This is a genomic window from Fibrisoma montanum (genome assembly GCF_003583365.1).
Taxonomy (GTDB): Bacteria; Bacteroidota; Bacteroidia; order Cytophagales; family Spirosomataceae; genus Fibrisoma; species Fibrisoma montanum.
On the sequence record NZ_QXED01000004.1, the window covers coordinates 564960 to 590778 of the forward strand.

At 55.8% G+C, this 25819-nt stretch carries 19 protein-coding genes; 8 read left to right on the plus strand and 11 right to left on the minus strand.

What is annotated here, in order from left to right:
• The first annotated feature begins 162 nt into the window (after positions 1–162).
• Genes DYU11_RS16285 through DYU11_RS16295 form a run of 3 tightly spaced genes read left to right on the plus strand, consistent with a single transcriptional unit; the run spans position 163 to position 4363 of the window.
• Positions 163–1680, plus strand: a complete 1518-nt coding sequence (locus tag DYU11_RS16285) for a M61 family metallopeptidase (RefSeq protein ID WP_119668750.1) — start codon at positions 163–165, stop codon at positions 1678–1680.
• 7 nt (positions 1681–1687) lie between these two features.
• On the plus strand, positions 1688–2794 hold the full coding sequence (locus tag DYU11_RS16290; protein WP_119668751.1) for a glycoside hydrolase family 130 protein: 1107 nt from the start codon (positions 1688–1690) through the stop codon (positions 2792–2794).
• Between the two features lie 36 nt (positions 2795–2830).
• Entirely contained in the window at positions 2831–4363 is a 1533-nt protein-coding gene (locus tag DYU11_RS16295) for an amidase (protein WP_119668752.1), read from the plus strand.
• 3 nt (positions 4364–4366) lie between these two features.
• On the opposite strand, the gene DYU11_RS16300 is transcribed toward DYU11_RS16295, so the two are convergent.
• The 8 genes from DYU11_RS16300 to DYU11_RS16335 form a co-directional block, all read right to left on the minus strand.
• Positions 4367–5566 (minus strand): acyltransferase family protein, encoded by a 1200-nt coding sequence (locus DYU11_RS16300; RefSeq protein ID WP_119668753.1) that lies wholly within the window; start codon positions 5564–5566, stop codon positions 4367–4369.
• Positions 5567–5605: 39 nt separating this feature from the next.
• Complete coding sequence (locus DYU11_RS16305) at positions 5606–6853, minus strand: MFS transporter (RefSeq protein ID WP_119668754.1); 1248 nt, start codon at positions 6851–6853, stop codon at positions 5606–5608.
• 141 nt (positions 6854–6994) lie between these two features.
• The gene (locus tag DYU11_RS16310) at positions 6995–7405 is read right to left on the minus strand and encodes a hypothetical protein (protein ID WP_119668755.1); all 411 of its coding nucleotides are present in this window, start codon (positions 7403–7405) and stop codon (positions 6995–6997) included.
• Between the two features lie 251 nt (positions 7406–7656).
• A complete protein-coding gene (locus DYU11_RS16315; RefSeq protein ID WP_119668756.1) occupies positions 7657–8901 on the minus strand; it encodes an MFS transporter in 1245 nt (414 codons plus the stop codon).
• A 30-nt stretch (positions 8902–8931) separates the two neighbouring features.
• Positions 8932–10200 (minus strand): MFS transporter, encoded by a 1269-nt coding sequence (locus tag DYU11_RS16320; RefSeq protein ID WP_119668757.1) that lies wholly within the window; start codon positions 10198–10200, stop codon positions 8932–8934.
• A 64-nt stretch (positions 10201–10264) separates the two neighbouring features.
• On the minus strand, positions 10265–11272 hold the full coding sequence (locus tag DYU11_RS16325) for a hypothetical protein (RefSeq protein ID WP_119668758.1): 1008 nt from the start codon (positions 11270–11272) through the stop codon (positions 10265–10267).
• Between the two features lie 12 nt (positions 11273–11284).
• Positions 11285–13237, minus strand: a complete 1953-nt coding sequence (locus DYU11_RS16330) for a M1 family metallopeptidase (RefSeq protein ID WP_119668759.1) — start codon at positions 13235–13237, stop codon at positions 11285–11287.
• A gap of 169 nt (positions 13238–13406) precedes the next feature.
• The gene (locus DYU11_RS16335) at positions 13407–13817 is read right to left on the minus strand and encodes a hypothetical protein (protein WP_119668760.1); all 411 of its coding nucleotides are present in this window, start codon (positions 13815–13817) and stop codon (positions 13407–13409) included.
• Positions 13818–13944: 127 nt separating this feature from the next.
• Between DYU11_RS16335 and DYU11_RS16340 the strand changes: the two genes are divergently transcribed.
• The 5 genes from DYU11_RS16340 to gpmI all read left to right on the plus strand — a co-directional run bounded on the left by DYU11_RS16340 (position 13945) and on the right by gpmI (position 19687).
• Positions 13945–15657, plus strand: coding sequence for a hypothetical protein (locus DYU11_RS16340; RefSeq protein WP_119668761.1), 1713 nt, complete (start codon positions 13945–13947; stop codon positions 15655–15657).
• A 154-nt stretch (positions 15658–15811) separates the two neighbouring features.
• Complete coding sequence (eno, locus tag DYU11_RS16345) at positions 15812–17089, plus strand: phosphopyruvate hydratase (protein ID WP_119668762.1); 1278 nt, start codon at positions 15812–15814, stop codon at positions 17087–17089.
• A gap of 88 nt (positions 17090–17177) precedes the next feature.
• Positions 17178–17489, plus strand: coding sequence for a septum formation initiator family protein (locus tag DYU11_RS16350; protein WP_119668763.1), 312 nt, complete (start codon positions 17178–17180; stop codon positions 17487–17489).
• Positions 17490–17548: 59 nt separating this feature from the next.
• Positions 17549–18067, plus strand: coding sequence for a low molecular weight protein-tyrosine-phosphatase (locus DYU11_RS16355; RefSeq protein WP_119668764.1), 519 nt, complete (start codon positions 17549–17551; stop codon positions 18065–18067).
• 39 nt (positions 18068–18106) lie between these two features.
• Complete coding sequence (gpmI, locus tag DYU11_RS16360; protein ID WP_119668765.1) at positions 18107–19687, plus strand: 2,3-bisphosphoglycerate-independent phosphoglycerate mutase; 1581 nt, start codon at positions 18107–18109, stop codon at positions 19685–19687.
• Positions 19688–19757: 70 nt separating this feature from the next.
• Here the strand turns inward: gpmI and odhB are convergent, their stop codons facing one another.
• The 3 genes from odhB to DYU11_RS16375 form a co-directional block, all read right to left on the minus strand.
• Positions 19758–21422: a 2-oxoglutarate dehydrogenase complex dihydrolipoyllysine-residue succinyltransferase gene (odhB, locus tag DYU11_RS16365; protein WP_119668766.1), complete on the minus strand. Its 1665-nt coding sequence runs from the start codon at positions 21420–21422 to the stop codon at positions 19758–19760.
• A gap of 87 nt (positions 21423–21509) precedes the next feature.
• Positions 21510–24290 (minus strand): 2-oxoglutarate dehydrogenase E1 component, encoded by a 2781-nt coding sequence (locus tag DYU11_RS16370; RefSeq protein ID WP_119668767.1) that lies wholly within the window; start codon positions 24288–24290, stop codon positions 21510–21512.
• Between the two features lie 209 nt (positions 24291–24499).
• The gene (locus tag DYU11_RS16375) at positions 24500–25741 is read right to left on the minus strand and encodes an ABC transporter permease (protein WP_119668768.1); all 1242 of its coding nucleotides are present in this window, start codon (positions 25739–25741) and stop codon (positions 24500–24502) included.
• Positions 25742–25819: the final 78 nt, after the last annotated feature.

The following is a 25819-nucleotide window of genomic DNA, read 5'->3' on the forward strand; positions in this document are numbered from 1 at the left end:
AAGGTAAAGTAAGTTTGGCAGTATATCAAGCGTAACTAAAAAAACGATTTACTTTCCAGTTGGTTGATTAAGTAATTGGGTAAATGGCTAATTTGTCGTTACTCACCACGGTCTGTTGCCGCGCAACGACCTTCCAGTCCTGAATACTTACCTGACTTCTCTATGCGATACCGAATAGCTGCTGATTCCGACGCTCCTCATTACCTGGCTATTGATGCTTACCTTGACAACGTTACCACCCCAGCGGTTGAACTTCAGCTTCCCGCCTGGCGGCCAGGGCGTTACGAATTGCAGCACTTCGCCAAGCATATTCAGCGATTCGGCGTCGTAGATGAAACGGGACAACCCCTGCCATTCCGAAAGATCGCCCGCGACCGATGGCGGGTTGAGACCAACGGCGCTTCAGCCCTGACGGTGCGGTACAATTACTACGCGAACGTAATCAACGCCGGTAGCAGCTTTGTTGATGAAGGCCTGCTGTACGTTAATCCGGTCAATCTGTGTCTGTACGCCGACGGTCGGCTTGACGAGGCCTGTACGCTGGAACTGGACGTACCGGCCGACTGGCCCGTGGCCTGCGGGCTGCGGCAGCTTGCGCCCGGTGTGCTGTGGGCCCGCGACTACTACGAACTGGTCGACTGTCCGGTCGTTGCGTCGCCTTTTATGCAGCAAATCAGCTACGAGGTGCTGGGTGTTTCGTTCCACGTGTGGGTACAGGGCGGCCTACGGGCCGATGGAGCCGAGCCGTTTGATTCCGGGCGCATTCAGCGGCACTTCAGCCGGTTTTCTCAGAAGCAGATCGAACTCTACGGCGAATTTCCGGAAAAGGACTACCATTTTTTAACCATCGTGCTGCCAACGCCTTTTTACCACGGCGTTGAACACCGAAACTCAACCATGCTGGTACTCGGGCCGGTCGACGAGGGTGAGGGACTCTACCAGGACTTACTGGGGGTTTCATCGCACGAGTTGTTCCACGCCTGGAACATCATCCGCATCCGGCCCGCCGAACTGCTGCCCTACGATTTTACGAAAGAAAATTACTTCTCTACCTGCTTCGTGGCCGAGGGGGTTACGACCTACTATGGCGACCTGATGCTGCGCCGGTCGGACGTATTTACCGATGCGGCTTACCTTAAAGAGTTGCAGGTGCTGTTCAAGCGCCATTTCGAAACCAATGGGCGGGCCGTTCAATCGCTGGTCGAATCGTCGTGGGATCTTTGGCTGGATGGCTACGAGAAAGGCGTTCCGGATCGGAAAGTGTCTGTTTATTTTAAAGGGGCCATCGCAGCCCTCATTCTCGACCTGCACATTCGTCGGCAAACGAATCATGCCCGGTCGCTCGACGACGTAATGCGCCGGATGTGGGAACAGTTCGGTAAGCCATTTGTCGGGTACACCCTGGACGATTACCGGGCCGTAACGGAAGCCGTGGCGGGCGAATCGCTGGACTGGTACTACGATCTGTGTATTTTTGGCAATCAGCCGCTGGAAACCAAGTTGAATGACTACCTGGCGTGGGTGTCGCTGCGTATCGAATACGACGAATCCCATACCATTCATTTGCTGGAAACCGGCGATGAGGCCGGCCTGCTCCAACGGGCCAGGTGGTTTGGTACCCCGTTGACCGAAGAACCCCACGAAGGGGCAGTTCCCGAAGAAAATCTGGAAAGAACGTAATTGCTGAATGAAATACTCCTTAGTTCGTCGCTGGCTTTGCCTGTTGTTTCTGGCCGCTCAGGCCGTTTATGCCCAGACCCCCGAAAAGCCGTGGATGCTCGGTCCGTTCCGCAAGCAGAACGCGGCTAATCCCATTCTGGACGCTAAAGCTACCACTACGTTTGCCTGCCCGATCCGGCAGGAAACCGTCAGGTGGGAGGAGAAAGACGTGTTCAACCCGGCGGCCGTGGTCCGGAACGGCAAGGTGTATATGATCTACCGCGCCGAGGATACCGTTGGCAAACATGCCGGTACGTCGCGGCTGGGGCTGGCCGTCAGTTCGGATGGTATTCATTTTCAACGGATGCCCAAACCGGTGTTTTACCCCGACAACGACCCCATGAAACGCTACGAGTGGGAAGGAGGCTGCGAGGACCCGCGCGTGGTTGAAAGTCCAAACGGGGTCTATGTGATGACCTACACGGCCTACGACGGCGACAAAGCCCGGCTGTGCGTAGCGACCTCCCGTGACCTGATGACGTGGCAAAAGCAGGGGCTGGCGTTCGCGCAGGCTGCCAATGGGAAATACGTTGATCAATGGTCGAAGTCGGGGGCTATCGTCTGCAAACGGGTGGGCGACAAAATTGTGGCCCAGAAAATCAACGGTAAATACTGGATGTACTGGGGCGATCAGCCGCAATTGTACGTCGCTACGTCCGACGACCTGCTGCACTGGACACCCGTACTGGATGCGGAGGGCAAGCTGGCGGCTGCGGCCGAGCGCCGTCCCGGCAAACACGACTACCGGTTGCTGGAGCCGGGGCCGTATGCCCTGCTGACGCCGAAAGGGATTCTGCTGATCTACAATGGCATGAACGACGCGAAAAACGGTGATCCTGCCCTGCCGGAAGGTGCCTACGCCGGTGGGCAGCTCTTGTTGGACGCTAATGAGCCTGCCCGGTTGCTCGATCGCTCAGAACAGTATTTTATTAAACCCGACCAGCCGTACGAAACCGAAGGACAGGTCAATCAGGTGTGCTTTCTGGAAGGGATGGTTCCCTACAAGGGGAAATGGTTTTTGTACTACGGCACCGCTGATTCCAAGATCGCTGTGGCGGTAGCCCCCCAGCGATGAGGTTTGTACATCCGCGTACGTATCCCAACCTTTGCTATGCAGTCGATTACCCCAGTCATGTCATTTGATGAATATGCCCGCTGTGATGCTACGGCCCTTGCCGAACGGGTACGTAAAGGCGAGGTAAGCCCCGCCGAGCTGCTGGAAACAGCCATTGCCCGGGCCGAAGCCGTCAATCCGGTCCTGAATGCCATCGTAACGCCCCTGTACGATAAGGGTCGGCAAAGGGCCGCCGATTTACCGAAGGAACCTGATGCCGGTTCGCCTTTCTACGGTGTTCCCTTTCTGCTCAAAGACCTGGAGTTGCAGTGGGCTGGAACGCCAACTAAGTCCGGCTGCGTGGGCTATCAGCAGTACGTAGCTACGGAGGACAGTGAGGTTGTGAAACGGTTGAAACGAGCCGGTCTGGTGTTTTTTGGCAAAACCAATACGCCGGAATTCGGGCTGACGCCCTACACCGAATCGAAACTCTACGGGCCGGCTCACAATCCGTGGAAGCTGACGCATTCGCCGGGCGGATCGAGCGGAGGATCGGCCGTAGCGGTGGCTGCGGGGATTGTACCGGCGGCTACAGCCAGTGATGGGGGCGGGTCGATCCGTATTCCTGCGTCGTGCTGTGGCTTGTTCGGGCTGAAACCGTCCCGTGCCCGCGTTACGCTGGGGACTCGTTTCGGCGAAGTATGGGGTGGAGCCGTGGCCAGCCACGCCGTGACGCGCACGGTTCGCGACAGTGCCGCGCTGCTCGATGCGGTGGCTGGTCCATTGCCGGGTGATCCGTATGGCATTCCCGCGCCTGAGCGACCATTTGCTCAGGAAGTGGGTCGCGAGCCGGGACGATTGCGGGTAGCATTTTCGACCCAGACCCTGATCGAGTCGCAGCCGGTGCATCCGGAGTGCGTAAACGCCGTGCAGAAAACGGCCCGGTTGCTGGAGCAGTTAGGGCATACGGTCGAAGAGGTACCGCTGCCCTACGAAAAAACGATTCTTACGCAGGCGTTTTTCACGATGGTGCTGGGCGAAACAGGCGCTGTTCTACGAGAACTCAGCGAATACCTGGGACGGCCCGTCAGCCGGGGCGACGTGGAATTGAACACCTGGGCGCAGGCACGACTGGCCGCCGGCTTCTCAGCCACGGACTTTGCGTACCAGAAACGGCGCTGGAACGTACTGAGTCGCAGCATGGGGCAGCTTCACGAAACGTATGATGTCTTTCTGACACCAACCTTACCACGGCCGCCTATTGCCATCGGCGATTTTCAGAATACAACGACCGAGCAGCGCATGCTTAAACTGGCCGACTCGGTTGGGGCGCTGAAATACCTGAAAGGCTCTAAAGTTGTGGACGAGATTGCGGAAAAATCGCTGGGGTACATCTCGTTTACCGCCATCACGAACATGACCGGTCAGCCGTCTATGTCGGTACCGATGCACTGGTCGGCCGATGGGTTGCCCATTGGGGTGATGTTTGCGGCCCGACTCGGCGACGAAGCCACGCTGTTTCGACTGGCCGGGCAGTTGGAACAAGCGCAGCCCTGGTTCGACAAACGCCCGCCGGAGCTCGCGAAATGATTCTTATGCCCGGGCCGTTTCGGTAGCTGGTTTCGGTGCCGTAGCCGGCGAAAAGCGGTCCTTCAGTTTCAGAAACTGCTTTTCAAAATATTCGTACGAGAGCCACGCGAGCAGCGTCGTGAGCGCATAGCTGAGCACGTACAAGGCTATGGAAAAACCGGGGCTGTACGGCAGAAACTGGCGGACAACGTACAGGCTCAGCACAATCGCGAACGGATGATACATATACAGTCCGTACGAAATCTTACCCATGAACGTACACAGCCGGTTTTCCAGGTCGACTACCGAGTTGGGGTTATGGGCCAGGTTCATCAGCAGAAACACGAAGAATACGGCGTAGCCTTCGTAGTTTAAACCCGGAATCCGCAGGCCGCTTATCAGCATAGCACCCAGTACGGTATACACAACCCACTGCACCGATGGCCGGTACAGCAACCGAAGCACCGGATGATTTGAAAACACCAGATAGGCGCCAACCCCACCGATGGCCATGCAGCCGATGCGGAAATGCGCCAGGAAGTCAGTAATGAGCAGCATCGTAGTGCCGGCCTGGGGTGCTGTAGAGCCGGGACCGTAGCGCAGCCAGAAAAACCAGCCTCCCAGGACCAGGGCGATACCAAGTAAAATCAGCAGCGTCCGGCGTGGGTTGCGACTACCGATCAGCCACGGCCAGATGAGATAAAACTGCTCCTCGACGCCAATCGACCATGCATGCGAACAAAGCGGCATCTCGCCGTAGAGCGTCAGGGCGAAATTGGGCAGCACCAGCCCGAACAGGGTCAGTTTCTGGGCAAAATTCGTATACGTATGCTCGGATACGCCGGGGATGAACAGGGCCGGAATGTGCGGAAAGACGAAAAAACTCAGCCCGACCAACAGGAAGTACAGCGGCCAGATGCGCAGGATACGCCGAACGTAGAAATTGCCGATGTGTATGCGTCCGGCCGTTTGCCGTTCGGCCAGCAGCAGATACGTAATCAGAAAGCCGCTCAGGACAAAGAACAGGGCTACGCCTAACTTACCGGCCTGGTAGACAATCGGGTGGTCGTTGACATTGGTGAAGGTGTCGGTATAGCCAAAGGTGGTTTTGTACTGCTCAATGTGATGCACAACCACGGCAGAAGCTGCTATGAACCGAATGCCGTTGAAACCAGGAAAATAAACCAGCGATGGCTGCGCTGGAGGCATGGTATGTTGAACCATAACGTTGCTTAACGAGACTTACGGCAGCAAATAGTTGCCTTAAAGTTCTGTATAATCTAACTCTTTGCCAAATGTCTCTTCGATGGTTGCCAGCGACCAGACACCAATTACAAAGCAAAGCAGGGCCACCAGCCCACCGGCTCCTATCACGCCAATGGATGGTTTCAGAGCCTGGAACAACGGGATGGTCAGTAACGTAGTAGCCCGTACGTTGTTGGCCACGGACGTTGTAGCCGTAGCGCGAAGATTGGTGCCGAAGTTCTCAGCCGTAACGGTCAGGAACATGGCGATGTAGCCAATCCCAAATCCCATACCGAGGCAAACGGCGTAGAAAGCGTTCGTCGAGCTGAGGCCTCCGAACAGGTAGATAGCGACAAACAGGGCCGTGAGGCCCATCATCAGCCCGATGGCTCGTCGGCGGGAGCGTAGTCCTTGGCTTAAAAAGCCGCTGGCCAGATCGCCGACCACCATACCGATGTAGGTATAAAGCACGCACTGGCCGGGTTGAATGGGCTCGGCAATGCCGATTGCTTTTCCAAATTCATTCCCAAACGTAGCCAGGATGCCGATCACGAAATAAGTCGGTACGGCAATACCCATGCAGCGGAGGTAGCGAACCAGCCGTTTCTGGTTGGCGAAGAGCGACCAGAAATCCCCCCGGCTGACGTTGGTGGCTTCGGCGCGTTTGTACATGCCGGATTCGAGTACGCTGACCCGTAGCAGCAGCAAAGCCAGTCCCAGGCCGCCCCCCACAAAGTACGTAGTACGCCAGGCGAACAACTGTACGGTAAAAAAAGCCACAACGGCCCCCAGCAAGCCGACACTTGCCACCAGCGACGATCCGTAGCCGCGTAGCTCCTTGGGCAGAATCTCACTGACGAGCGTAATACCGGCACCGAGTTCGCCGGCCAGCCCCAGACCCGCCACAAACCGAAGCCCGGCGTAGGTAGTAGGGTCGTTGACGAACCCACAGGCGATGTTGGCCAGCGAATACGTGACGATGGAGCCGAACAGTACCGAGAGCCGCCCCCGCTTGTCGCCCAGGATGCCCCACAGGATGCCGCCGAGGAGCAGACCCGCCTGCTGAAAATTGTACACGCGCCCGCCGATAAGGGAGATGTCGCTCTCAGACAGTCCGAGGTCTTTCAGGCTGGGTACCCGAACGATGTTGAATAACAGCAAGTCATAGACATCGACAAAGTACCCGAGCGCGGCCACGATGACCGGCAGTGAAAACAACGGACGCAGCGATACGGACGATTGAACGGCGGTGGTTGACGGTTGCATAAGAGGTTGAAGCCTAGCCGCCGGCAAGTTAGAAAAAAGCATCGTCCGGCCATGAGCGGGGTCGGGGTTTAGACCATAGAAAAAGCACGGCGTAAAACACCGTGCCTTTACCAATTCATCTAATAATCTCACTATGAGAACTCAGTTCATGGTTATCTGTCGGGAAGGCAGCGTTTCACGAATGGTTGGTGTTGACAGCTTAAACGTGCGCTCTTCGGTCTGAATGCCATCGGAGATCCGGAACGTATAGCGGCCGTCGCCGATCTGGCTCAGGTCAAACTGTTGCCGGAAGCCGTTCTTTTTGCCTCCTTTTGCAGGCAAGACTTCCCGGAACATCACTTCGCCTTTCTCGTTCGTCAGTTGAAGTTCAATCTTGCTGCCGGGTTTGTATTTCTCCAGACACATCCACAACTTGGACGGATCAGCGGCCGGGAACATAGCCACTCCAAACGACTTCTTCTGAGTCAGATCATCATCCACGGCAAAGGACGATACTGACACACTCATGGCAACAAGCAGGGCTCCGATGGTTGACTTGGCGAACGTTTTCATTGGGTTGACTGATTTGTGTGATAACCTTTAATTGTCAATCCAAAGAGTAAAGGGACTTTGCTCAGCGCCGGGCTTGGTGAGAAACGGCAAATAAAAAGGATGAACGGCAGGCCGATTTTTTGCAGGGAATAGGGCCGTACGCGCTTTAAATGGACAAAATCCAGCAATTATTATATTGCCTTTTGTGGAAGAAATACTCAGGTAATGCGCTGGATCAGGAAGACTGTTGCCGCAACCGGCAGAATTACAATTTACTCCTCGACGAAGTCCAGGTCCCTGCCAAAGGTATCTTCCATGCGGCTCAGCGACCAGAACGCCAGGCCGTAGACGAGCAAGCCAAGCAGGCCGGCGGCTGCCAATGCGCCCAGCGACGGTTTGAATGTCTGGAACAGGAGCGTCATGGGGATGAGCGTTCCCCGCACGACGCTGGGTACCGATGTAGTGGCCGTTGCGCGGAGGTTGGTGCCGTACAGTTCGGCTACCATCGTCAGATACATGGCAATATAGCCGGTGCAGAATCCGGCCAGACCGCAGATCGTGTAAATGCCCTCGGCCGTGTCAATCCCCCCGAACAGATAGATGCCGCTCAGCAGCGCACTAAAAAGAAGGAGCCCCGTAATGGTTTTGATGCGGGATTGCAGCCACTGACTCAGGGGGCCGCTCAGGAGGTCGCCCCCAGCCAGACCGACGTAGATCATCATAACGCACCGGCCCGGTTTGACGCCCTCCACGATACCCATGGCCTCCCCCAGTTCGTTGGCGAACGTAGCGAGAATACCGACAATAAACCACGTAGGCATGCCAATCGTCACGCAGCGCAGGTATTTTATCGTTGACGGCCACGTTCGGAAAAACTGCCGGAAATCCCCCCGGCTGACGTGTTGGTGCTCGGCTTTCATTCGGCTGAATAAACCGGATTCGAATACGCTCACCCGCAGGAGCAGCAGCAGCAAGCCCATACCCCCACCCACAAAAAAGGCAGTTCGCCAGTCGAACCATTCCTGGGTCAGGTAGGCGGCTCCGGCACCGAAGTAGCCAACCCCGGCCACGACCGCTGAGCCGTAGCCCCGAATTTCCTTGGGAAGAATTTCGGCTACCAGCACCATCGCTACGCCGATTTCGCCGGACAAGCCGATACCGGCCAGAAAGCGCAGGCAGGCATACGTATTGACATCATTGACAAACCCGCAGGCAATGTTGGTCAGCGAGTAGGTGAGAATGCTGGCAAACAGGACAGACATCCGGCCCCGCCGGTCGCCCAGAACGCCCCACAAAATGCCCCCCAGCACCAGACCCGCCTGCTGACAGTTGAGAATGAACGTACCGGCCCGTGACACGTCGGCTTCCGACAGACCCATCGATTGCAGGCTGGGCACCCGCACGATGCTGAAGATGAGCATGTCGTATACATCGACAAAAAAGCCGAGTGCCGATACGATCACCGGCAGGGCAAACAAAGGCCGTAGGGAAGGCCGGGGCGGAGCAGCAACTTGCATAGGAGGGGACAGGCCGTAACGAAAACGAGGCTACTCTTCCAGGTAGTTGAGGTCCTTCCCGTGTGTTTCAGGAATGGTCAGCGTTGAATAAAGGCCAATGGCGAAGCTAATCAGACCAACCACGGCCCCGGCGTTGATAACGTCGAGCGACGGCTTCAGAGCCTGGTAGGTCAGCGTCATGGGGATTACCAGACCACGTACCATGTTCGGTACGGTAGTGGCGGCTGTGGCCCGGAGGTTGGTGCCGAACTGCTCAGCCCCGATGGTTACGAACATGGCCCAGTACCCAATGCCAAAGCCCAGGGCCAGACACAGACCATACAGCATGGTGGACGATGAAACGCCCGCGTACAGATAAACCAGACTGAATACCAGCGCCAGCGACATCAGCAACGCAACCCCTTTTTTGCGCGACGCCAGCGCCTGACTGATGAAGCCACTGGCCAGATCGCCCGCGGCCAGCCCGACGTAGCACCACATGATGGCCAGCCCCGGCTGAATTTCTTCGGCAATCCCGAAGGCTCTGCCGAACTCGTTGCTGAACGTAGCCAGAATACCGATAACAAACCAGGTGGGCAGGCCAATGCCGATACACTTCAGGTAACGCACGAGCCGGTTGGTGTTGGTGAAAAACGACAGGAAATCGCCCCGGTTGACATGTTTCTGCTCCGAAACGTCGGTAAACATACCGGATTCGACTACGCCCACGCGCAGGAGCAACAGCCCAAAGCCTAGCCCACCGCCTACAAAAAAGGCCATCTTCCAGTCAAACAACTGCACCGTGAAATACGCGACTACGGCTCCAAACAGGCCGATACCGGCTACCAGCGACGTACCGATGGCTCGTTTTTCTTTTGGCAGCACTTCGCTCACGAGTGTAATGCCTGCACCCAGTTCGCCGGCCAGACCGATACCCGCCACAAACCGCATCAGGGCGTAGTAGGTGGTTGGACTCATGAACGTAACGTCGGCCACGAATCCGCAGGCTACGTTGGCAATGGAATAGGTAATAATGGAGCCGAACAGTACGGATAGTCGCCCGCGCTTGTCGCCCAGAACGCCCCACAGAATGCCACCAAGGAGCAGACCGCCCATCTGCCAGTTCAGGATGCTGGCCCCGACGGTTGAAATCTCGTCCGGCGTCAGGCCAAGATCTTTCAGGCTGGGTACTCGAACAATGCCAAACAGCAACAGATCGTAGATATCGACGAAATAGCCCAGTGCGGCAACGATAACCGGTAGGCTGAAAAGTCCATGCGTAGTAGTCTTGGGTTCGGAGGAAACGGTTGGAACGGCCATACGGCTAAATCAGTAAACGAAGATGATTCTGCAATTATACGAAATGACCAAAGAAGTAAGAAGTTTAATTGCGTTCGTGATCCCTGGTTGGCACCGATGAATCCGGTTCGTCCAGCTTTTCGGACGTATCCGTAGCCGCCGGGATTGCCGCTTCTGATACGGGTTCACCGGCCGAAGGACTGGCCGAAAACGGGACCGGCCGGAGCTGCGGGGTTGGTCTGGGGAGCGTTTCGTATACGTGAACGGCTGTGCCAAGCGCCCATACCTTCAGACCAACGCGGGCAAAGATCAATACCTGCTGGATAACCAGCATAATCAGAATCGTCGGCCAGTTACGCATCGTGATCAGGCTGTCGGCCAGAAGGTACAGGGCAAAGAAGCCGGTGCCGATCAGAATGAGCAACCAGTAAAGTCCGTACGTCCGGCCGAGGTTGCGAAATACCAGCCGGCCGGCCCGTCCAAAGGCGCGGAAGCCATTGCGGACGTCTTCACGAAACATCAGCACTTTAGCGTAATCGCCGATGCACAAAATCAGGGTGGCGGTTAGGACAAAGAAGAGGAAAAATACCAGTCCGACGAAGAAAACACCCCGTTCGGTGAGCGTATCGCTCAGTACGATACCCGCCAGAACGCCGGCTATCAGCCAGACACCGGCCCCGACGCAGATGAACAGAAACGTTACCCCGAACAGACCGAGGTAGCGCCGAACGTAATGACTACAGGCCTGCCAGAACGTACCGGCGCTGAACCGGATGCCTAACTGGTTAAAATGCAGCAGGATGCCACCGGTGAAAAAGATGCTCAGGAAAACATACAAAACGCCCAGCCATCGGCCGACACTCATCAGCGGACTGATGGCTCGCCCGCTGCGGTGCATGAAGTCCGAAAAGACGGTGTAATCGAAGCCGCCGAGCATGTTCAGCGGACCGAGTGAGTTCTGGTCTTCGGCTTTGAGGGTGTTGTACATGGGCAGGGCCGCCAGCAGCCCCAGCGCGAGGGTAATGCCGTAGATCAGCCAGATCAACCGGCGCGAAGCAAGGGTTTGGCGCAGGGCCTGAGTGAGTGCATTCATACGGTTAGTCGGTTAAAAAAGCCACGCCAGCCACTGCATCCAGTTTTCAACCCAGAACAGAAATTTTGCGGCAAACTTAGCCGCCGGGGCCGCCGATGGCTTCAGAGTCAGGCTGTTGTTGTTCAGATCAACGTCCATGAAAATCTTCTGTTTCGGGTCGATGTGCGCCCACACCACTTTCGCTTTTTCGTTGAGCGTGAAGGTGCGCTGTCGGGCTTTGCCGTCCCAGAACAGCATCAGTTCCTTGCCGTCGTCGAAATGGACCCGTACGTCGACCGGCATGTGCCCATCGCCCAGGCGTTGAACCGTTATGGTTGCCTGCTGTTCGCCGTTACGGATTCGGTTCCGGATGTCGGTCAGTTCATAATCAATCACGTTGTCGCCGTATAGCACCTGATCAAAAAACCAGTTCATGTCCGGACCGTATTTGCTGCCGAGTCGTTTCGGTACGATTTCGTTCACGATGGCAATGAAGTCGTCGGCGCAGGGGTGTCTGAACGTCCAGCGGTTGAAATACGTCTGCATGATCTCATCCATCACGCGCCGACCAATCAGGCCTTCCAGCGTCCGGAGCCAGGTGGCTGTTTTTGAATACGTCAGCACACCGTAATAGCCCTGGGGTAACTGCCAGGTGTTGCCGAACGAGGACCCAATGGCCGGGTTGTCGAGGTGAACGTAGCTGTCGCGGGAGCTTTCAAGGTCGCCCATCCGAAAGCCCAGCAGATCGATCTGCGACGACTTGAGACCGTACGTCTCGTCCATGATCCGGCCTTCGTAATATTGGTTAAAGCCTTCGTCGAGCCAGGCTTCTTCAAACTCATTCGAAGCCAGCAGCTGCATAAAATACTGATGGCCAAACTCATGCACGGTCACGACCTCCGGAAAGCGGGCTCCATCGGGCAGGCCCCAGGCCGTTCCGGCTGTGATGAAGGTTGGGTATTCCATCCCCGCCGAACCACTGGCGTGAAACGGTGGGTCCACTACGGTCAGGTTTGGAAACGGGTATTTGCCAACGTACTTGTCGAAATACGCCAGGGCCGCAATGGCTGCGTCCATGTGCCGCTGGGCCTGAGCCATGTGCTCGGGCTGCATCAGCAGTTCGATGCTGACCGGATTGCCGGAGCGAGGCTGCCACTTGCCCGTCACGACCTGAAAGTGGGGTGAAGCCGTCCAAGCAAAATCGACTACGTCCTCGGCGTGCCAGCGAATCGTTTTGGTATTGGTAGCGCCTAGCGTTTCGCCGACCATCAGACCGGTGGCACCCACCCAGTACTCTTTGGGGGTGGTGATGGCTACGTCGTACACACCATAGTCCGCATAAAACTCCGAGTGCGCGTGAAACTGGTGGCAGTTCCACTGGCCGGTTTTTGAGTAGCGGGTGCCGGCCGGTTCGTACACGCCAATCTTGGGAAACCACTGACCGACCAGAAAGTAGTCGCGACTATAACCCGTCCGGGCGAAGATTTTAGGCAGTTTCGCCTGAAACGCAATATCGAGCGTAATGGTCTCGCCGGGGCCAACGGGTTTGGATAACGGTACGCGGATGACTGTCCGATCGTCCTGGTTACCGTCGTCCGGCTGAATGAACTGATACGCCAGCGGTTCGCCCCCCCGTACTTTCATCGATGTTACGTCGATGAAGCCGTAGGGGTTTTCTGCGTCGCGGTCGATTTGGGTGCCTCGCAACTGCCCGCCCGATTCCCGCATAAACGTTGTTTGTTCGTTGCGGAAGGCGTTCAGATACAGGTGAAACCGGAGTTCCCGAATAACGTCGCCGGATGGGTTGCGCCACACCAGCGTTTCGCGGCCGTTCAGTTTTTTGGTGACCGGGTCGAGCGTCACCTGGATCTGGTAGTTGGCCAGACGAGGGCTCAGAGGCTGAGGAAAGATGGCCTTCGGCGACTGCGCAAAGCCCGGCAGTGTCGTAACAAAGCCAACGAGAGCAAGCCAGCAGCGAACTATCATGAGGATGATCAGTTTAGGGCAAGCTAATTACTAAAAAGACGGCTGGATTCCAAGGGCAACGTATAGGCGGATCGAACGCGCGGGAAGGAGCGGATAAGCCCGCTACATGAAAGAGCCGGGTTCGCTGCATGCCCGAAGCGAACCCGGCTCTTTCAAACAGAACGGCGAATCACTTTCTGGCTACGACCGTATACTTAACGTTGTTTTTGAAGTAATTCAGCGTGACCTCTTTCCCGTCGATGCTGCCGTACCGGATGCTGTTGCCGATATACATATCGTAGGTGGCTCCGTCGGCTTTGCGCAGGGTCAGTTCGCCGGCCAGTACTTCTTCTTTATTCAGCGTCATGGTAACCGAAACGATGGACGTATATCCCCATATTTTGACCACCGCAACCGTACCCGACGGGGCAGGAGCCGGTGCGGCCGGCGATTCGGCGCTGACCGATACGATCTGGTACGTACCGGTATAGTCAGGTGTTGGTTCTTCCTGATACGTGCCTTCGTCGGGGCGGCAGGCCGTTAGATATATTAACAGGCTGAAAATCAGTAGCCGGACTACGGGCGAAATGAAAAGTTTCATAAAGTGACGAATTAGTAAGAAACTGATTACAATGCGTAAGCTCATGCGGAAGGAGGCTCTCTATCTTTACGCCCCGAAGCGCACAAAAGTATAGCTTCATTCCGTAACTCACTTTACTTGTAATACCATGAAATCGCTATCCCACCTCTGGGTAGGCCTTGTGCTGCTACCCCCTGCTCTTTATTTTATTTTCTTCTCAATCTACGCGATCAACCTGCCCATCGGTGACGATCTGATCGTAATTCTCCGCTTTCTGATCGAGTGGGACTGGGCCGGTACGGCAACCCGGAAGTGGCATCTGCTTAGTCAGAACTTTATCGAACACCGGCTGGTCTTTACGCGGCTGTCGGCGCTGCTGACTCGCTGGCTATCGGGCGAACTCAATTTCAGACTGGTCATGCTGGTGGGTAATCTGTGTTTGGTGGGCATTCTCTGGCTCTTCAGTCGCCCCATCGTGCGTACCCGAACCGACTGGTGGTATGTGCTGCCGGTGTCGCTGCTGCTGTTTCAGCCGATTGCGTACGAAGGAAACTTCTGGGCAATTGCCTCGACCAACTACATGCCCGTCTGCTTCTTTGGCTTCCTGACCTTCTTTCTGATGGGTCGTCAACGACTCGTCTGGGATGGTGCAGCCGCTGTTGCCGCTACGGCCGCGACGCTGACGTTTGCCAATGGGCTCCTTATCTGGCCATTGGGAGGGCTGGTGCTGCTGCTTCAGCGCCGGTTTCGGTCGCTGGTTGGGTGGAGCGTGCTGACGGTCCTTGCCTTTTATCTCTACTACGTTGGGTTCGACTACGTGAATCGGCCCGACATGGTGCATAAGCTCGTCCATCTGTTTCCGGATGTGATGGCGAACCTGCTGCTGCTGTTCGGGGCGTTTGCCAATCCGGTGGATAAAAGCCACGTACTGAATCCGGCCGACGCTCTACCTATGGCGCTGGGAGCACTTCTGTTCGGATGGATCCTGTACGGCCTGTTTGTATTGATCCGGCAAACACCCTTGCTGAACGGGCGTCGGCCGGTCGGCACAGAAAACCCGCAACGGACGTATTTTCTGCTCGGTTCCGGTCTGTTTCTGTTGCTGAGTTGCTGCGCTTTTGCCGCGGGCCGTACGTTCGACAACGTTGTGGTATCCGAGAGCCGGTACCGGAATTTTCCGGTGTTTCTGCTGGTGGTTGGCTACGCGATGGCCTTGACAGTGGCAAGCAGCACATGGCGGCCGGTGGTCGGGCGGGTTGCGGTGGTCGGAGCGCTGCTGTTCTGGCTGAGCAGTTACGTAGTATACACCCCCAAACTGGCATCGATGCAGCGCCACCGGAAAGCCGGGGTCTATAACTGGATTCATAATCGTTCCTGGGCCATTTACGGCGACGGTGGTTATTTCAATAGGGCGTCGATGCACCTGTCGAACTGGACCGAGCAGTATGCCGCCGACTGGTACAAATTCCCGTCATACCTGACAATTCCGGCTGCATCGACCCAAACGAAGTTGTGCGAAAGCCGGGCCGTCAGCGCTACACTTAACGTAACGCCCGGCCTGGATGTGTTGCACGTAGACTATCCGGAGTGCGGGTCCCTCGGTGGCGAGCCATACGGTATGCTGCAATCGGGCCAGGCGGTCTGGCTGTTCGGTATTGCAAAGAAAACCAGTCTGCGACGGCTTTTGACCGAAGGCGAGTTTGAAACGCGCCACCTGACCGGCGATCTGATTCTGAACACCAAGTCGGGGGTTGATCTGCCCGCCGGCAAGTACCGGGTCGGAATTGCTTTGCTTAAAAACGACAGCCTGGTGGCCGGAACGCTGGTGCCCAACTTTACCATGCAGGTAGCCAGTCGGTAGACGCCCGCCAAATCAGCAATACTGGTGCTAATTGCGGAGGCACTCTCGAAGTTTGCATGCTATTTTGTTACTTTGCCGATGGTTTGAAAGCCGGCGTAGAAGCTTGGTAATCAAATCTGAAAAAATAGCATTTTCTGAATTTAACCCTTCTGCAATGAGTACCATTCAAAGCATTCATGCCCGGCAGATTCTGGATTCGCGCGGCAATCCCACAGTTGAAGTAGATGTACGGACTGAAAACGGTTATCTGGGCCGTGCCGCCGTACCGTCAGGGGCGTCGACCGGAACGCACGAGGCTGTTGAACTCCGCGACGACGACTCAAGCGTGTACGTTGGTAAAGGCGTTCTGAAAGCCGTGTCCAACGTCAATGAGCTGATTTTTCCCGAACTGGTTGGCCTGTCGGTGTATGAACAGGGTATGATCGACAAAATCATGCTCGAACTGGATGGAACGCCCAACAAGGGTCGTCTGGGTGCCAACGCAATCCTGGGGGTATCGCTGGCTATGGCCAAAGCAGCCGCGCAGGAAGCGGGTCTGCCGCTGTATCGGTATGTGGGTGGCGTCAACGCCAACACCCTGCCTGTGCCGATGATGAATATTCTGAATGGTGGTAGCCACGCGGATAATTCAATCGATTTCCAGGAGTTTATGGTGATGCCCGCCAATGCTGCCAGCTTCTCGGAAGCCCTGCGGATGGGTACGGAGGTGTTTCACACCCTGAAAAAAGTACTGAAGTCGAAGGGACTGTCGACCAACGTGGGCGATGAAGGTGGTTTCGCCCCGAACATCGCGTCCAACGAAGAAGCAATCCAGACGATCCTGGAGGCCATCGAAAAAGCGGGCTACCGGCCGGGCGAAGACATCTGGATCGCCATGGATGCCGCTACGTCGGAGTTTTACGTAGCTGAGGAAGGGGTGTATCACTTCAAGAAATCGACCGGCGACAAACTGAACTCGCGCGAGATGGCCAACTACTGGAAAGAGTGGGTGGACAAATACCCAATCCTCTCCATTGAAGATGGAATGGCTGAAGACGACTGGGAAGGCTGGAAAGCACATACCGATCTGCTGGGAAAGCGGATTCAACTGGTTGGCGACGATCTGTTCGTAACGAACGTAACGCGCGTTCAGCAGGGTATTGAGCAGGGTATTGCCAATGCCGTACTGGTGAAAGTAAACCAGATCGGTTCACTGACCGAAACCATCGACACGGTTAATCTGGCGAAGCGGAATTCGTACAAAAACATCATGTCGCACCGCTCGGGCGAAACCGAAGACGCCACCATCGCCGACCTCGCCGTAGCGCTGAACACGGGTCAGATCAAAACGGGATCGGCTTCCCGCTCCGACCGGATGGCGAAGTACAACCAACTGCTTCGCATTGAGGAAGAGCTGGGCGAAACGGCTTATTTCCCGGGATTGAAGTTTTAACTGGTTTGTGGTTTGTAGTTCGTAGTTTAGTGGGGTTACCTGCATCAAACTACGAACTACAAACCACAAACCACAAACTCAAAATTTCATGCTGAACCGTCTTCTTCGCCCGCTTCGTAACTTCTACGTCGCCACCGGACTGGTTTTGCTCGTCTGGATGCTGTTCTTCGACGCCAACGATCTGCCGTTGCAGGTGCGGAACTGGTGGAAGCTGCGCGAGCTGGAGAAGGATGCGGTTTATTTTCAGGACAAGATTCGGGACGTGCAGAACCAGCGGCAGGAAGTGCTTGGCAACGATCGGCTGCGGGAGAAGTACGCCCGCGAACGGTACCTGATGAAAAAGCCCACCGAAGATGTATTCGTCATTGTGGACGAAAACAACGAACCAATTGAAAAATAGCAAAGGCACCGGGCCAGGAAGCCATTCTGTCTGACCCCTGCCCTCTGCCCCACGCCCGCATGGTAAGCGTTCTTTTCGTCTGTTACGGTAATATCTGCCGGTCGCCGATCGCCGAGGGCATTTTTCGGGCGTTGGTAGTTGAGCAGGGCCTGAGTGAGGAGATCCAGTGCGACTCGGCCGGAACGGCATCGTACCATATTGGCGAATTACCCGACCGACGTACCCGCGAAAACGCACTCGAACATGGTCTGACGCTGACCCACCGCGCCCGTCGGATTACCGGCGAGGATCTGGCTCAGTTCGATTACTTCGTGGCCATGGATGAAGCCAATTTTGAGGCTATTGAAAAGTTAAGTCACCGGAGTGTTGGCCTGCATCCCGACGATACGATTTTTTTACTGCGGGAGTTTGACCCAGCCGTTAACGATCAACCCAACGTACCGGACCCGTACTACGAAGGACCGGAAGTGTTTGAAGAGGTTTACCAGATTGTACTTCGCTGCTGCCGCCAGCTACTCGCCTACCTGGCCCAGCAACATAACTTGCTTTTGTTGAGCGAACGAGCGAAGGAGCACTGATGGTTGCTCGTTCGCTCGTTTGCCTTTTCTCTTTCGCTCATGAACAAAAAAGTCATTCTCATTATTCTCGACGGCTGGGGGATTCCGCTAAAACCCGAGGTGTCGGCTATTGAAGCCGCCAATACGCCATTTATAAACTCGCTTTACCCGGTTTATCCAAACAGCACCCTGGAGGCATCGGGGCTGGCGGTGGGTCTGCCGGCCGGGCAGATGGGTAATTCGGAAGTAGGCCACATGAACCTGGGAGCTGGCCGGATCGTCTATCAGGATCTGGTTAAAATCAACAAAGCGGTGGAGGAACACACCCTCGACAACGAGCCGGTGCTCGTTGATGCGCTGAACTACGCAAAAGCCAACGGTAAGAAGGTCCATTTCATCGGACTGGTGTCCGACGGGGGCGTGCACGCCCACATCGAGCATCTGAAAGGACTGTTGTCTATTGCCCAGGCCAACGGCCTGACCAACGTGTTCGTGCATGCGTTTACCGACGGCCGCGATACCGATCCCAAGAGCGGCATTGGTTTCCTGACCGATCTACAGACGCACATGGCCGCAACGACTGGTCAGCTGGCTACTGTAATCGGTCGTTTCTACGCCATGGACCGCGATAACCGCTGGGAACGGGTGAAGGTTGCCTACGACGCTATGGTACATGGCCTCGGGGACGTGAAGAGTTCGGCCGGGGGCGTAACGACGGCCCTGCACGAGTCGTACGATGCCGGCACTACCGATGAGTTTGTAAAACCCATCATCGTAACGCAGGCCGATGGGTCGCCGGTGGCTACAATCGAGGAAGGCGACGTAGTACTGTGCTTCAATTTCCGTACTGATCGCGGTCGGGAAATTACCATTGCCTTGACGCAGAAGGACTTTCCGGAGCAGGGCATGAAAAAACTCAACCTGGATTACATCACGATGACAAAATACGATGATGAGTTTCAGGGAGTGAAGGTCATTTTTGAAAAAGATAATCTGCACAATACGATCGGCGAAGTAATTGCCAACGCGGGTCGGAGCCAGATACGAATTGCCGAAACCGAGAAGTATCCGCACGTAACGTTTTTCTTTTCAGGCGGCCGCGAAGAACCGTTCCCCGGAGAAAAACGTATTCTTTGCCCATCGCCGAAAGAAATGACCGTGTACGACGAGCGTGGTAATGCTACAAAAGTGCCGGTGAAAACGTATGACCAGAAGCCCGAAATGTCGGCCTACGATATTCGGGATGCCATTATCCCTGAACTGGAAAAAGCGGAAGCCGACTTTATCTGTCTCAATTTTGCAAATACGGACATGGTTGGGCATACGGGCGTATTTGAAGCTGTTGTGAAAGCCGCCGAAACGGCCGACACCTGCGCACAAGCCGTTGTTGAAGCTGCCCTGAAAAGTGACTACACCGCCATCATCATCGCTGACCATGGTAATGCCGAGTACATGATCAACGACGACGGTACGCCTAATACGGCTCATACCACCAACCTGGTGCCGTGTATTCTGGTCGACAATGAATACCGGCCGACTATCCACAGCGGTAAACTGGCTGATATTGCGCCTACTATTCTTCAGTTGATGGGCGTTTCGCAGCCAACGGAAATGACGGGTATGAGCTTGATCAATCCGTAACGGAGTTGTCTTCTAACAGAAAAGCCACGACTCGCATGAGTCGTGGCTTTTCTGTTAGAAGACAGGCCGGTTAAACGTCCAGCAAAATCCGGGTTGGATCTTCCAGCAGTTGCTTAACGCGGACCAGGAAGCTAACCGATTCTTTACCATCGATGATGCGGTGATCGTACGACAGCGCAACGTACATGATTGGCCGCACTACAATTTCACCGTTAACAACCACCGGCCGCTCCACGATATTATGCATACCGAGGATAGCCGACTGCGGAGCATTGATGATCGGCGTCGACAGCATCGAGCCGAAAATGCCACCGTTCGTAATAGTGAACGTACCGCCGGTCATCTGCTCGATGGTCAGCTTATTGTCGCGGGCCAGACCGGCCAGCCGGATGATCTCTTTCTCAATTTCGGCAAAGCTCATCTGCTCGGCATTGCGAATCACCGGTACGACCAGACCGCGTTCGGTCGATACGGCAATTGATACGTCGCAGAAATCGTTATACACGATCGTATCGCCGTCGATCTGGGCGTTCACAGCCGGGAACTCCTTGAGCGCGATGCAGACTGCCTTGGTGAAGAACGACATAAAGCCGAGACCAACGCCGTTTTTCTCCTTGAACTTGTCTTTGTATTTACCGCGCAGGTCCATGATCGGCTTCATATCTACCTCGTTGAAGGTAGTCAGCATGGCCGTTTCGTTTTTCACGGCTACCAGTCGGCGGGCGATGGTCCGGCGCAGGGAGGTCATTTTCTCGCGACGCTGACCCCGTTCGCCCGATGCGGCTACAGGAGCTGGCTGAGCAGCCGGTTTCGGCTTATCGGCCGGCGTTGCCGCGGGCTGAGCCGGTGCCGGTTGGGGAGCCTGCTGGGCTGGCTGAGCGGTTGGTTGTGCCTTGGCGGCATCTTCCTTCGTGATCCGACCACCGACGCCGGTGCCCTGTACCTGCTGGGCTTCAATGCCTTTTTCGGCCAGAATCTTTGCCGCAGCCGGCGAGGGATAATGAGCGGCATAACCCGGTTGGGCGCTTCCATTTGAATCGGAGCCATTGCTGCCGGTTGCAGGAGCCGGAGCCGCCGGCTGAGGAGCCGGAGTCGACTGACCAGCCGAAGCACCCGTTTCAATACGGGCAATCAGCGCACCGATGGGCAGCGTTGAACCCGCTTCGGCAACGATACGCAACGTACCGGCGGCTTCGGCCGGTAGCTCAAACGTAGCTTTGTCGGATTCCAGTTCGCACAGGACCTCATCGAGTGCGACCTGGTCGCCATCTTTTTTGTTCCACGATGCTATGGTTACTTCCGTTACAGACTCCCCAACTGCCGGAACCTTCATGTCGATGACAGCCGAACTGCTGGCGACCGGAGCGGCAGCCGGTTCGGCTACGGCCTGTAGGGCAGGGGTTGGCTCTGATGCGGGCTGCGGAGTTTCTGGCTGAGGAGCGGCTGCCGGCGTCGGTTCGGCGGCCGGAGCCGGCTGGCTGGGAGCCGTGCCGGTTGCGGCACCGTCGTCGATGGTGCAGATGGCCGCGCCAATGGGCAATACGTCGCCTTCCTGAGCGAGAATATGCAGCACACCGTTGGCTTCGGCTGTCAGTTCAAACGTGGCTTTATCTGAATCAAGGCCACAAAGAACCTCGTCCATCTTTACCTGATCGCCCTCCTTTTTATACCAGGTACCAACCGTAACTTCGGTAATCGATTCCCCTACGGCGGGGACTTTCATTTCAACGGCCATTCTGATCTAGTTTTCGGTTTTCAGTTCGCGGTTTTCAGCTTGCCGGTCAGAAACCGAAAGCTGAAAACCGCAACCCGTAAACTGGGTTTATGCAAATGCTTTCTGGATAAGTTCGGCTTGTTCCTGCGTATGCACCTTAGCGTACCCGGTTGCCGGCGAAGCGGCTGCTTCACGCGACACTACGCGCATGTTCAGGGTTTGTGCAAAACCAACCCGCAGCAGATACGTCCAGTAGCCTGTATTTTCGGTTTCTTCCTGTACCCACACGAACTCGGCTTTTTTGTACGGTTCAAGCACGGCATTCAACTGCTTTGTCGGCAACGGAGCCAGTTGTTCGAGCCGTACGATGGCTACGTCTTCCCGTTGATCGGCCTGTTGCTTCTCAAGCAGTTCGTAATAGACTTTCCCCGTGCAAAGGAGTACGCGTTTGACCTTTTTGGCCTGCGCATACGAATCGCCGATAACTTCCTGGAAGCTGCCTTTGGCCAGTTCGTCCATTGATGATACGCATTTGGGATGGCGCAGCAGCGATTTAGGCGACATGACAACCAGCGGCTTTCTGAAAGGCCATGCCAGTTGCCGGCGCAGCAGGTGGAAAAAGTTAGCCGGGGTTGAAATGTTAGCCACCACCATGTTGTACTCCGCGCAGAGCTGCAGATAACGTTCCGGACGGGCATTGGAGTGCTCAGGTCCCTGGCCTTCGTAGCCGTGAGGAAGCAGCATAACCAGACCGTTCATGATGCCCCACTTCGACTCACCCGCCGAGATGAACTGATCGACCATAACCTGCGCGCCATTCGAGAAGTCGCCGAACTGCGCTTCCCAGATGGTCAGGGCGTGGGGGTTGGCCATCGCGTAGCCGAACTCAAAGCCCAGCACCCCGTATTCTGAGAGCAGGGAGTTATAAATCTGGAACGTTGGCTGACCCTCCCGGATATGATCCAGTGATGAGTACGCCTGATTCGTGTTGGCATCGTGCAGAACGGCGTGGCGGTGCGAGAACGTACCCCGCTGCACATCCTGTCCGCTGAGCCGCACCAGCTTGCCCTCTGTCAGCACAGAGCCATAGGCCAGTAATTCGGCCGTACCCCAGTTGACCTGTCTGGTTTCAAACAGCATCTGCTGCCGGTCTTTCAGCAGTTTATCGATCTGCTTGAGCGGCTTAAACCCTTCCGGAATCGTAACCAGGGCCTTGCCAATGGCTTCCAGCGTTTCGGCTGCTACGCCCGTTTCCGGCGACTGATCAAAGTCTTCGGGCGTACTGAATCGCAATTCAGCCCAGTCGAGGTCGAGTCGCAGGGGTTTATACGGAATTTCGGCTTTCTGCTTGACGCGGTCGAGCCGGTCCTGCAATTGCTTTTTGAACTCGGTATCCATCCGACCGGCCAGTTCGGCATCTACATCCCCGCGTTTGATGAGCAGCTGGTTGTAGATTTCGCGCGGGTTCGGATGCTTGTCGATCAACGAGTACATCGTCGGCTGCGTAAACTTCGGTTCGTCCGATTCGTTATGGCCGTACCGACGGTAGCACACCATGTCGATAAATACGTCGCGGTTGAACTTCTCGCGGAACTCGACGGCCAGTTTGGAGCAGAAAATGACCGCTTCCGGATCGTCGCCGTTCACGTGAAAGATCGGCGCATCAATAATCTTGGCAATGTCGGAGCAGTAGATCGACGAGCGGGCGTCTTCAAAATCGGTGGTGAAACCAACCTGGTTGTTGATGACGAAGTGGATGGTACCGCCGGTCTGGTAGCCCGCCAGCTTAGCCATTTGCGTCACTTCATACACGACCCCCTGACCGGCCACGGCCGCATCACCGTGGATGAGGATCGGCAGAATTTTGTCAAAATCGCCGTTGTATTCCTCGTCGGCCTGTGCCCGCACGAACCCTTCCACAACCGGGTTGACTGCTTCGAGGTGCGATGGGTTGGGGGCTAGTTTTACGTTGATCTGCTTGCCCGACGGTGTTTCGGTCAGGCTGGCGTAACCAAGGTGGTATTTTACATCGCCGTCGCCGTGGACCTGCTCCGGCACGTTTCCTTCAAAACCGTCGAAGATGCTCTCGTACGACTTGCCCAGGATGTTGGCCAGTACGTTCAGACGACCGCGGTGGGCCATGCCGATCATAACTTCCTCAACACCATGCTCGGCAGCCGTACTGATGATTGTGTCCAGCGCTGGAATAGTGGCTTCACCGCCTTCCAGCGAAAAGCGTTTCTGGCCGAGGTACTTCGTAGCCAGGAAGTTTTCCAGTACGGTTGCCTCGTTCAGCTTTTCAAGAATACGCTTCTTTTCATCAATTGTAGGCGTAAACGTGAGGGCTTCCTTCTCGATTTTGTTCCGCAGCCAGTTTTTTACGTCCAGCTCCCGGATGTACATGTATTCGAAGCCGATATTGCCCGCGTAGATTTTGCGGAGCGACTCCATGATGGTCCGCAGGGTAGCCGGTCCGATGCCCAGCAGCTTACCGGATTCAAATACGGTATCGAGGTCGGCGTCGGAGAGTGCGTAGTCGGGAAGATCAACGCGGGGCTGGCGGTCCTTACGGGGTTTCAGCGGGTTGGTGGTAGCGAGCAGGTGGCCCCGCGACCGGTAGGCCTTGATCAGGCTGGCGACAGAAACTTCCTTCTCAGCGTGTCTGGTATCTACGGCCGGAGCTGCACTCTGGCCGTTGGTGGCGGCCCCATTCGTGGCGGCTCCGTTGGTTTTGCCGTTGGCCTTTTCGCCGTAGGTTAATGAAAATTCGAATCCTTTGAAAAATTGCTGCCAGCTTTCGTCAACTGATTGAGGGTCTTGCTTATAAGACTGATAAAGTTGATCTACGTAAGCCGCGTCAGAATTAGCGATATATGAATACTGGTCCATGACGAAGACGCGTCGTTGTTTGACCTGCAAAGGTAGAGTATTGAGCAAACAAAAACCGGTAAAATTTCCGGTTTTTATTCTATCCGTATGGCAAATCCGACGTGTTTGTTCCCATAACAACTGTAAGGCCGGATTAGTTGACGCCTTGCCGCCGGCCAACACTGGCTCCGGTACACCAGGTCGAAAACAGCCCGCCAAAACGAGCCGGCCTATTCTTCCGCCAGGGTTCGGGAGATGTTCATTCGGTAGATACCGACCGCCGGTAATGCAGCGGCCAGCAGCCCGATCAGCACCGCCATGCCAAGCAGCAGCCACTCTTCCGGCAGGATCGTGAACGACGTCAGGTCGTAGTGATACTGCGATGAAACGGTGGCGGAGAAGAACCAGAGCCCGATTCGGCTGAAGAGAATGCCCAGCACAAAACCGATCAGGGCCAGCACCAGACCTTCCAGCAGGAGCATGCCGAACAATTGTGCCCGGGTAGCTCCCATCGACAGCATCAGGGCCATTTCGTACCGGCGTTCCTTGAGTGAATTGTACAGCGACACAAACACGCTGATGCCGGAAATGATGATAATGGCAATCGCCAGCCCCCGCAGGGTGTCGACGCCAACGCCCAACAAATCAAAAAGCCGATTTACTTCGATGTTTGGCAGGGCGGCCTGCAGCTTCGAATTAGTGTTGATTCCCCGGGCCAGCATCATGCCCAGCGGGTTGCGAAACTGAATCAGCATGCTCGTGATTTCGCGGGGTTCATCGGCGTGGGCCTCGCCCTCCTCGTGGTCGTGATCTTCACCTTCCGCGTGTTCCTCGCCTTCGTCGTGGTGTTCTTCGCCGTGCTCATGGACGGCCCAGATGCTTGATACGTTCGTCAGAATCAGTTGATCGGCTACCGTATTGCTGGGGCTCAGAATGCCCACCACTTTATACTTAACATCTTCATGCGCTTCGCCATTCTCGTCGAGACCGTGCTGGCTCGAAAACGTATCGCCTAGCTTAAGCCCGGTGGCTTCGGCTACCCGTGGACCGATCACGACATCCAGGTCCTGCTGAAACAGCTTGCCCTGGGCAACCGTAGCGCCGAAATGATCCAGGTATTTTTTGTTGGTGCCCACAATCCGGAACGATCGGTAATTGTCGCCCATGGCCAGCGGGATGGCGGTCTTGATCATGGGATTCCGGGTAAGCCGTTCGGCTTCGTCGAGAGGGATGTTGCCAACCGGGGCGTCGATCTGGTAGATACTCGATAGAATCAATTGCAGGGGACTCCCTTTGGCGCCCAGCACCATGTCGATGCCCTTGATGTTTTTGCGAAACTGGTCGTCCAGTTGCTTGTTGAGCAATAACAGCAGCGAAATAATGGTGATCCCAAGGGTCATCAGCAACCCGCTCAGGAAACTGCTCAGGGGTTTATCTTTCAGGTTACTCCAACTGATTCGGAACAGATTCATGGCCACTGCGTACGGTGATTGATGATAGGGTCGGTTGGGTACATTCAGACGATCCGTCGACCGTTGAAAAGTAGGCGA

What these genes read in the sequence shown, in the direction of transcription:
- DYU11_RS16355 (WP_119668764.1), top strand. Translation starts at nt 17,549, where the DNA reads ATGGTAAGCGTTCTTTTCGTCTGTTACGGTAATATCTGCCGGTCGCCG.
- DYU11_RS16330 (WP_119668759.1), bottom strand. Translation starts at nt 13,237, where the DNA reads ATGATAGTTCGCTGCTGGCTTGCTCTCGTTGGCTTTGTTACGACACTG.
- gpmI (WP_119668765.1), top strand. Translation starts at nt 18,107, where the DNA reads ATGAACAAAAAAGTCATTCTCATTATTCTCGACGGCTGGGGGATTCCG.
- DYU11_RS16305 (WP_119668754.1), bottom strand. Translation starts at nt 6,853, where the DNA reads ATGCAACCGTCAACCACCGCCGTTCAATCGTCCGTATCGCTGCGTCCG.
- DYU11_RS16370 (WP_119668767.1), bottom strand. Translation starts at nt 24,290, where the DNA reads ATGGACCAGTATTCATATATCGCTAATTCTGACGCGGCTTACGTAGAT.
- DYU11_RS16340 (WP_119668761.1), top strand. Translation starts at nt 13,945, where the DNA reads ATGAAATCGCTATCCCACCTCTGGGTAGGCCTTGTGCTGCTACCCCCT.
- DYU11_RS16335 (WP_119668760.1), bottom strand. Translation starts at nt 13,817, where the DNA reads ATGAAACTTTTCATTTCGCCCGTAGTCCGGCTACTGATTTTCAGCCTG.
- DYU11_RS16290 (WP_119668751.1), top strand. Translation starts at nt 1,688, where the DNA reads ATGAAATACTCCTTAGTTCGTCGCTGGCTTTGCCTGTTGTTTCTGGCC.
- DYU11_RS16350 (WP_119668763.1), top strand. Translation starts at nt 17,178, where the DNA reads ATGCTGAACCGTCTTCTTCGCCCGCTTCGTAACTTCTACGTCGCCACC.
- DYU11_RS16320 (WP_119668757.1), bottom strand. Translation starts at nt 10,200, where the DNA reads ATGGCCGTTCCAACCGTTTCCTCCGAACCCAAGACTACTACGCATGGA.
- DYU11_RS16310 (WP_119668755.1), bottom strand. Translation starts at nt 7,405, where the DNA reads ATGAAAACGTTCGCCAAGTCAACCATCGGAGCCCTGCTTGTTGCCATG.
- DYU11_RS16315 (WP_119668756.1), bottom strand. Translation starts at nt 8,901, where the DNA reads ATGCAAGTTGCTGCTCCGCCCCGGCCTTCCCTACGGCCTTTGTTTGCC.
- eno (WP_119668762.1), top strand. Translation starts at nt 15,812, where the DNA reads ATGAGTACCATTCAAAGCATTCATGCCCGGCAGATTCTGGATTCGCGC.
- DYU11_RS16375 (WP_119668768.1), bottom strand. Translation starts at nt 25,741, where the DNA reads ATGAATCTGTTCCGAATCAGTTGGAGTAACCTGAAAGATAAACCCCTG.
- DYU11_RS16285 (WP_119668750.1), top strand. Translation starts at nt 163, where the DNA reads ATGCGATACCGAATAGCTGCTGATTCCGACGCTCCTCATTACCTGGCT.
- odhB (WP_119668766.1), bottom strand. Translation starts at nt 21,422, where the DNA reads ATGGCCGTTGAAATGAAAGTCCCCGCCGTAGGGGAATCGATTACCGAA.
- DYU11_RS16325 (WP_119668758.1), bottom strand. Translation starts at nt 11,272, where the DNA reads ATGAATGCACTCACTCAGGCCCTGCGCCAAACCCTTGCTTCGCGCCGG.
- DYU11_RS16300 (WP_119668753.1), bottom strand. Translation starts at nt 5,566, where the DNA reads ATGGTTCAACATACCATGCCTCCAGCGCAGCCATCGCTGGTTTATTTT.
- DYU11_RS16295 (WP_119668752.1), top strand. Translation starts at nt 2,831, where the DNA reads ATGCAGTCGATTACCCCAGTCATGTCATTTGATGAATATGCCCGCTGT.